Source organism: Budvicia aquatica DSM 5075 = ATCC 35567 (assembly GCF_000427805.1).
In the GTDB taxonomy this organism is placed as follows: Bacteria; Pseudomonadota; Gammaproteobacteria; order Enterobacterales; family Enterobacteriaceae; genus Budvicia; species Budvicia aquatica.
In genome coordinates, this window is the sequence record NZ_ATYS01000095.1 from 1 (window position 1) to 6,629 (window position 6,629).

3 protein-coding genes are annotated in these 6,629 nt (G+C 42.6%); 1 reads left to right on the forward strand and 2 read right to left on the reverse strand.

The genetic code is table 11. The features are described from left to right. Positions 1–524: 524 nt before the first annotated feature. Both YWE_RS0120275 and YWE_RS29210 read right to left on the reverse strand, forming a co-directional pair. Positions 525–1,274: a GNAT family N-acetyltransferase gene (locus YWE_RS0120275; RefSeq protein WP_029096130.1), complete on the reverse strand. Its 750-nt coding sequence runs from the start codon at positions 1,272–1,274 to the stop codon at positions 525–527. Positions 1,275–1,301: 27 nt separating this feature from the next. After that, positions 1,302–2,291: a helix-turn-helix domain-containing protein gene (locus YWE_RS29210; protein WP_029096131.1), complete on the reverse strand. Its 990-nt coding sequence runs from the start codon at positions 2,289–2,291 to the stop codon at positions 1,302–1,304. Between the two features lie 1,015 nt (positions 2,292–3,306). Between YWE_RS29210 and YWE_RS29215 the strand changes: the two genes are divergently transcribed. Next, entirely contained in the window at positions 3,307–6,393 is a 3,087-nt protein-coding gene (locus tag YWE_RS29215; RefSeq protein ID WP_029096132.1) for an autotransporter family protein, read from the forward strand. The last annotated feature ends 236 nt before the right edge of the window (positions 6,394–6,629 follow it).

Genomic DNA, 6,629 nt, shown 5'->3' on the forward strand with positions numbered 1-6,629 from the left:
GCCAGCCCGAAAACCTGTTTAGCCCATGAATAGCAGTCAGAAAGTAACATTTTAAAATCAAGAATGAGAGGAAATATAAAGAAAGATCAACAGACAGAGAAAAAGTTCAAAAAAATCCCCAACGAATAGGTCGGGGACTTGTGTATAAGAGACAGGTTTTTCAACGGGGTGACGAAAAAGTTACCCACCTCCGTCATCTCCGCGAAAGCGGTGATCCAGGTTTTAGCTCACCAATTAGCGCTTGGTTAAGGGGCGGATGATTCGCGACAGGGCCTGATATTAATATTGTGATTTTGGTTCAATAACTAAGAAGTACGACCTAATAACCAAGGGATTACGGTCAAGTTCAAGTGCCGGATCCCCGTTTTCACGGGGATGACGACCGTGGGAACGGCTTAAGGGCTGGACCCCGTTTTGATCTGATCAAGAGACAAATTTTCCAACGGAGTGACGGTTTCGATATATGGCGATCTTCGCTGCTTATCGGTCTGTTAAATAGCGTTAGCTCTCTAACACAGTCGCTATTATTTTTTAAGTATTCTCTTTAAGTAAGTCACATCTAACAAATTTACGGTCTCAAAAACGCCTTTATAAAACACTGCCCAGTTATTAAAGACGCAGGGCAATTCCTTGGCTTTTTGTAGCGTATCCACCTGAATAAGTGATAGTGGAACATCATTCATCTCACAATACTGCTTTATCATCTCAATGCTTTGGTAAATATAGGGGCATTGCATATCGTAATAAATCGTTAGCTCTTGATTTTTAATTGGTTGTTTTTTAACATTTGGTGCGAACTTTGGCGTTGTTCCGTCAAACGAGAGTGCCAGCAATTCATATCCGTTATCGGTAGTGTCAACAACCTCGAAGCCGTAGGTTTTGACAAATGATTGGTCAGAAAGCCAGGATTTTTGTTTTTTTGCCCCGAGCATGCAAATGCCGGATTTACCCTTTTGCTTGGCATCGGCCAAACAGTACGCCATCAGCGACTTTCCATACCCTTTTTCTTTGTGGCTGCCGGAAACCCATAAGCAATACAGGTAGTAATAGTTGTCACCGATTATCGGCACCCAAGCGGTTTCAAGAGGGGCGTATTCAATAAAGACCGTCGCTTTGGCATTTAACTTTCTAAATACATGGCCTTCAGTTAGTCGATCAGAAAGCCACTGTCGCTTTGCGTTAATGCCGGGATGGGGCTTTTTACTGCGGATAATGCAGCATAAATGTTCGTTGAAAAGGTTTTCTGCTGTCAGGTTTACAAAATCACTGTCCATGTACATCCTCGTACTTCACATTCACATCTACGACTGTCTGCTCCGGGCCTTTGCCAGAGTCTGGCTCGGCAGCTCTCTGAATACTTTACGGTACTGTTCAGAGAAGCGGCTAAGATGTTGAAACCCCCATTTATCCGCAACATCGGAGACCGTGGTATTTGCCTTCGGATACATTAAATCACGTAATGCCCCGTTCAGACGAATGTTTAAAAACCAGTGGGTCGGGGTCATACCCACGGTGTTTTTAAAAATCATCTCCATCGCCCGTAATGAATAACCGGTAAAGTCGGCGATTCCACCTGACTTCAGGTTTTGTTGCATATTTTTTAAAACCAACTGTTCACTGTCCATCACTAATCGACCATGGAACCGATTTAAGGCAACGCTTTTTATATCTTCAATATGGTTGCTGGGGGTGCATATCGCCTTCACATAAGCCTTCATTAGCGCATCTGATAATATATCTGCCATGTTTTTTGCATCGGCCAGCGTCACTGAATTAATCTTTTTCGCGATATCCAGAATATCGGTCACCTCTTGCTTCAATTGGTTAAGAGGGCCCGGCTTTATATGAAACGTCATGATTTGATCGGCGGATAGCTTAAATCGGCCGGCGGAATAAATATCAATCGCCGTTTGCAGCATCGCTCTTGGTATTGAGTAAGCAAACCACTCAGCCGCTCCGCTTGCCTGATAAAATATTTCAGTATTTTCAGGATAGAACCGCATTCTGCCTGCTTCTACCGGGATGCCATTGTAACGGGTGGACTCTGAACCGATGGTCATAAATCCGATGTAGACGGTATCAGCCGGCACTTTACCCCGGGCGATAATCGGGAAGTTATGTTTTCCGGACTTGATTTGGATGTGGCCGAGAGAGAGGTGGGTGGCACATAATGTATCGCTTTCTAAAGAAATAAGCCGGTGCTCCAGATACCCGCCCTCGATAATACTGAATGCATTAATAGCATCAAGCCCGCTATATAAAGTTTGTTTATAACTGAATTCGGATAACATGATTTTTAGCTCAGAGATCTTATTAAGTAAGCGTTGCACACATAAGGGAATTCAGCAAATTAACAGCGCAAAAATTATGGCTTAACTGCTGAAAGTTTTCGTTACCATACCCTATTGCCGTTGATATACCCAGCATGACAGCGCGATTATTCTGTTGTTGAATGCCGGCCCTGAGATTAAGATATAGCGATGATATTTTCGTCAGGAATGGCCGCGTCGACAGCTTCACTGGCTTCCATTTAGGTGATTTTTAATGGTCTTCTATTATCTTATTTTAGCCGGATCGCTGTAATGCATTGTTACGTCAGCTATTTGGCATGGCTACAGGATATAAGATAAGGAAGAAGTACCTGGCTTAGAGATATATTTCAATAACACACAGCTATCAAACCGAATGCTTTGTATTAATTAAATTAAACTAAAAGATATTTTTTAAATAAAAGTAATTCCATTTGAAATGGTTGCTTTTGTGTATTTAAAAAATTTTATTTCAAATAATTTAAATATTTTAAATTTTTAGCCATTTTCGATCGTCAATCCAATATTGCCTAGATTTTTGGTCTTTAATAACGGCTTTATTTTGGTTTAAATTCTAACTATGGATTTTTTGTCGATCTAATCTATTGATCTGAAGTTACTTGGTGGTAACATGTGTTGTAAGTTAACTTAATATCAGTATCTTGTTTTGATAATTTGAAAATTCGATTGATGAGTCAGCGGTAAAATAAATTTTAATTTAATTAGGTGGTCGATTTATTTGCGATCTTATTGTGATTTTATTAATTAATTTACTTTAACTAATTGATTTAAATTATTTTGTGAGTTTGATTGTTGGTTTTTTAATCATATTTAATTTTAGTGTAATTGCTTTGTTAATAAGTTGTTTTTTTATTTTTTGTTTTTTGTTTTTGATTGAGATTAATTTAAATAAAGTAAATGTGCTGATTATTTATTGATTTGTGGTGGTTTTATTAGGTTCCCTTGCGTGGCGATTAAAATGGAGAGTTATCAGATAATGAAAAAACAATGGAAAAAAATAGTGCCGGTGGTATTAGCGGGCTCTTTTTTATGTGGTCCGTTTGCTGAAGCTGCTACAGAATTAACCGATAAAATTTATACCAATAATATTGATCCGATTACCAGCGGAAGTTATAGCGTTAGCAAGGGTGATGTTCTTTTAGATGCCAGCGGGTATACCGGGCTTCCCGCTTACGAAAGTTCAATTATCAATACGATGAATGGTGCAGTTAATATCAATATTAATGATGGTAAGACGCTAACGATAAAGGGCTATAACAATAATCCCAGACCTTTAAATTATCATCAGGGCTCTGCGCTGTATGCCTATCAAAGGGGCACACTTAGCGGAACGATGACCTTTACCGGTGGCAACCTTATTGTTAGTAATGAAGTAACCCGTACCAGTCATTCAAGCGTTTTTGGTCTATTTGCTGATACCGGCGGAAAGTTTGATTTTAAAAGCGACGGGGACAATAAAATTAATCTAACCGTATTGGTACCTATGGTGGGGTCGATGACGGCGGATCGCCATGGTATAGGCCTGCATAACGGGGAGCTGGCTTTTGATGGTGGAAATTTCTTGGTTAAGGTTGACGGTGATTCTGTCGGTTCTGTTAATAGACGAATCGGGATAGAAATGGCTGCAGGAAGTAATCTGGATATCAAAGCTGACAACATTTGGATTGAGGCTAATGAGCATGCATTATTTATTCCTGCAACATCCGGAAGTTCCAATCCAGTCGCTCGTGACGTCACTAATACGGCAAAGTTTGCAGCAGATTCAATTGTGCTTAAAGGTGGCACCGGTATTACATCAACGCTCGAGACTAAGTTTTATAAAACTAAAAATTTTATTGAGTTTACCGGTGAAACATTAATTGATGCCGCGGTTAAGGGTGATAGCGTTTTTGCCGATATCGATGGTGGCCGGGCAATTGATGTCATGGCAACTAATATCACGTTTAACAATAAAACCACCCTGCTGAGCGAAAATTTAACCGATTTAGGGACTGGCCCCGGTTATAAACACCCGGTAACGGGGAATTGGATTGATGGTTATTCGCTTAAAGCCGTCTCTCTGGAGGATAGCTCAACATTAGTTGCTAATGATGATTTATCGATAAGCAGCAACGGGGGCTATTACAACACCGGTTTATACGTTTTGAAGAGTCTGGCGCAATTCAACGGAAAAACCGATATTACCATGAAAAATGGCGTAGATTCGGCGAAAGCGGTGTATGTCACTAGTGGTGCGAACGCCGTGAGTAAAGCGGAATTTAACGACGATCTGGCCATTTCACTAGCAGGCACCCGGGCTGACTATATCGCCGGCATAGAGACCGCCAGCGGCGGTAAAGTCGAGGTTAAAAAAGGGCTTATCCTCAATGACAATAGCGATATCTACTGGGCTATTTCTTCCAGAGGGGCTAAAAGTCAGGTTGATGTAAACACCTCGGGTTCCGGAACCGTGCAGGTGATTGGGGATATTGGTGCCGCCAACGGTGGCAGTATTTATATGAATTTAAATAATGAAAATTCATATTTAACCGCCACCAGCTATACCTCAACCTCGGGCGCAACCAGTAAAGGCAAAGTTAATCTGGATATTGCTAACGGGGCGGTTTGGAATATGACCGGCAGCTCCAGCGTGACAGAGCTTAACTTACTTGAAAAGGGGCGAATTAACTTTATGCCGCCGGAAAGTCACGGGGCATTTAAGACTCTGACCGTTGACGGAAACTATTACGGCGGCGGGGCTCTGTATATGAATACCGTATTAGCCGATGACGACGCTGATACCGATAAACTGATTGTTAAAGGCAATACCTCCGGCGAAACAGATCTATTTGTTAATAACATCGGCGGTGGCGGCGTTCTGACTACCGATGGTATCGAAATTATTCAGGTAGCGGGCCAGTCTGACGGTATGTTTACCCTGAAGAATCGTGCTGTAGCCGGTGCCTATGAATATTTCCTGCATAAAAACAAACCAGATGAAGAAAATGGTAGCTGGTATCTACGTTCTGAACTGACACCAGAACCACCGATTACTGAACCTCCGGTCGTGATACCTCCGACTGTAATCGTGCCTCCGGTGGTGACTCCACCGCCGCGGCCGGAAAGTAAGCCGGATCCGATTTATCGTCCGGAAGCCGGTAGCTATATGGCGAATATGGCTGCTGCCAATACGTTGTTTAATCTGCGTTTGGAAGACAGGGAAGGGCGGGCTGAAAACAGCAGCATGTGGTTACGTCAGGTCGGGTCTCATACCAAGTTCCGTGATAACTCCGGTCAGTTACGTACTTCGACCAATCGTTATGTGATTCAAGGCGGCGGCGAACTGTTTAATACCGCATTTACAGCCAGTGACCGCCTCGGCATCGGCATGATGTTCGGCTATGGTAAAGCTAACAGCCATACCGATTCAACCAAGAGCGGTTACTCATCGAAAGGTGAGGTGGATGGCTATAGCGCAGGCTTGTATGCGACCTGGTATCAGGATGCTAACACCTTAAATGGCCTGTACTTGGATAGCTGGATTAACTACAGCTGGCTGGATGCGCAAGTCAATGGTGAAAAACTGGCCAGTGAAAGCTATGACATCAATGGCTATAGCGCCTCGCTAGAAACTGGCTATCGTCTACCGGTTTATCAGGGAGAAAATGGCCATGTGTTTATTACACCTCAGGCGCAGGTTATCTGGAACGGCTTAAAAGCCGATGACCATACTGAAAGTAACGGAACCCGGGTTAAGTCCGGCGGAAGCGATAACCTGCAAACCCGATTAGGATTGAAAGTGTCTCGCGATGGCGTCAGCGATCGGGATAAGGGGAACGATAAACTGTTTTCCGTTTATGCTGAGGCCAACTGGATATATAACAGCAAACAATCTGATGCCTATACCTCTATGGATGATGTCAAAGTCAATATGGCCGGTACGCGCAACGTGGGTGAATTAAAGCTGGGTACCGAAGGGCAATTGAATAAACGCTTAAGCCTTTGGAGTAACGTTGCCCAGCAGCTTGGGGGCGACGGTTACAGCGATACTTCGGTTAATCTGGGGATTAAGTATCAGTTTTAACCAATAGAGTAACGGGCGGGTATAGGCTAAGTATTTCTACATAGTATAAGTCGACAACTTATCGTCACCCCGTTGAAAAACCTGTCTCTTATACACAAGTCCCCGACCTATTCGTTGGGGATTTTTTTGAACTTTTTCTCTGTCTGTTGATCTTTCTTTATATTTCCTCTCATTCTTGATTTTAAAATGTTACTTTCTGACTGCTATTCATGGGCTAAACAGGTTTTCGGGCTGGC